Here is a 1,255-nt window from a genome sequence, read left to right as displayed (position 1 = left end):
ACCATGGACATCTTGTTGTCGACGCTGGCGCCTCCCGAGGTGGCAGTGTTCAAGGCCAGATTGACCAGCGAAAAATAAAAGCCCAGGAAGCCGTAGATGAGGATTTGCTGGATGATCAGATAGGTGGTGAGCGAAATGAATCCCTCGCTCATCCGGGTTGAACACCGGTAGAGCCAAATCACAATCCAGACCGGCGCGAGCGCCAAAGTGATGAACAGCATGATCTTGGCCGCGATGATTGCCGCGATCGCAAGCGCCGAAAAGATGATGGCGGCCAGAAGGACGATGGTGGAAAGCAGCGCGCTGAATATGTCGTAGAAAGTGCCGCTGTAGACCTGATTGGCAACGTCCTGGGCGCCGCGGTAGAGATTGTCGATCAGGGCTGGGATCGCATCTTGATCCGAGAGCTGGTTTCCAGTGGCGCGCGAGACGGCCCCGACGATGATCTTGCCGATTTCGCTCGGCACGGCTTGCACGAGCTTGTAGATCGTCTCGGAGAACGTCCCCCATCCATTCAGCAGCAGATAGATGACGACCGCACGGCCGAGACGGTATGCCGACTCGATCGGAGAGATCGCCTCGCGGCCGCTGAGGATCGAGTAGCCCCACCAGATGATATAGAGGGTGAGCATGAGCGCGTAGACATTGCCCAGCGCATAGCCGAGCTGCAGGTAGACGCTGGAGACAAAGCCCCGTCCGACGTCATCGATGCCGCCCAGAATGCTTGTCGCCAACCCGTTCATCCAGCCTCGACAACACGATCGAAGGGCGGCGCGTTGACCGGTTTTAGGGGTCCGCAGCTCGTATCGCCAGCATAGGCCAACGGCGCGCAAGGCGCCTTGAGCTCGCGACCTGGCCCCGCGCAGCCGCCCAGCATGACGCTCGCCACCGTTGCGGCGACGACACCGACCCGCCGCCACCAGGCTGGCATCCGTTTCGCTCGGCACCTCACGATCAGTTCCCGCTTGTGCCGAAATTTTCGAACGGATTGACTTGCGCCGGCGTCATCAGCTTTTGCACCTGGCTTTGCCGCAACAGCCGGGTCTTCATTTCCTCGTTGAGCGCGGCGACGGCACCGTTCTGGACGCCGATGAGCTCGTTGACCGCGCGTGCGTTCTCGAGCTGCATGCGCGTGTTCTGATCGACCGATCCCTTGACGTCCTCGGACTGTCCGATCTGGCCGCTGGCCGACTGCAACGACTGCTCGCGTTGCGCGACGCCTTGCGAGGCCTGCGAGGTGAGGGCGCTCAACAGC

Annotated in this window: 1 protein-coding gene and 1 pseudogene; both read right to left on the bottom strand. The window is 61.1% G+C overall.

Features of this window, described 5'->3' with window-relative positions; genetic code table 11:
* Window positions 1–734: type IV secretion system protein (locus EOA38_RS37120; protein ID WP_189435197.1), on the bottom strand; the 734-nt coding region annotated here is incomplete at its 3' end.
* A gap of 220 nt (window positions 735–954) precedes the next feature.
* Window positions 955–1,255 (bottom strand): annotated as a pseudogene (locus EOA38_RS39575) (type IV secretion system protein); the annotation flags it as partial.

Source organism: Mesorhizobium sp. M1E.F.Ca.ET.041.01.1.1 (assembly GCF_003997355.1).
Taxonomy (GTDB): domain Bacteria; phylum Pseudomonadota; class Alphaproteobacteria; order Rhizobiales; family Rhizobiaceae; genus Mesorhizobium.
This window is presented reverse-complemented; position numbering and strand designations above follow the sequence as displayed.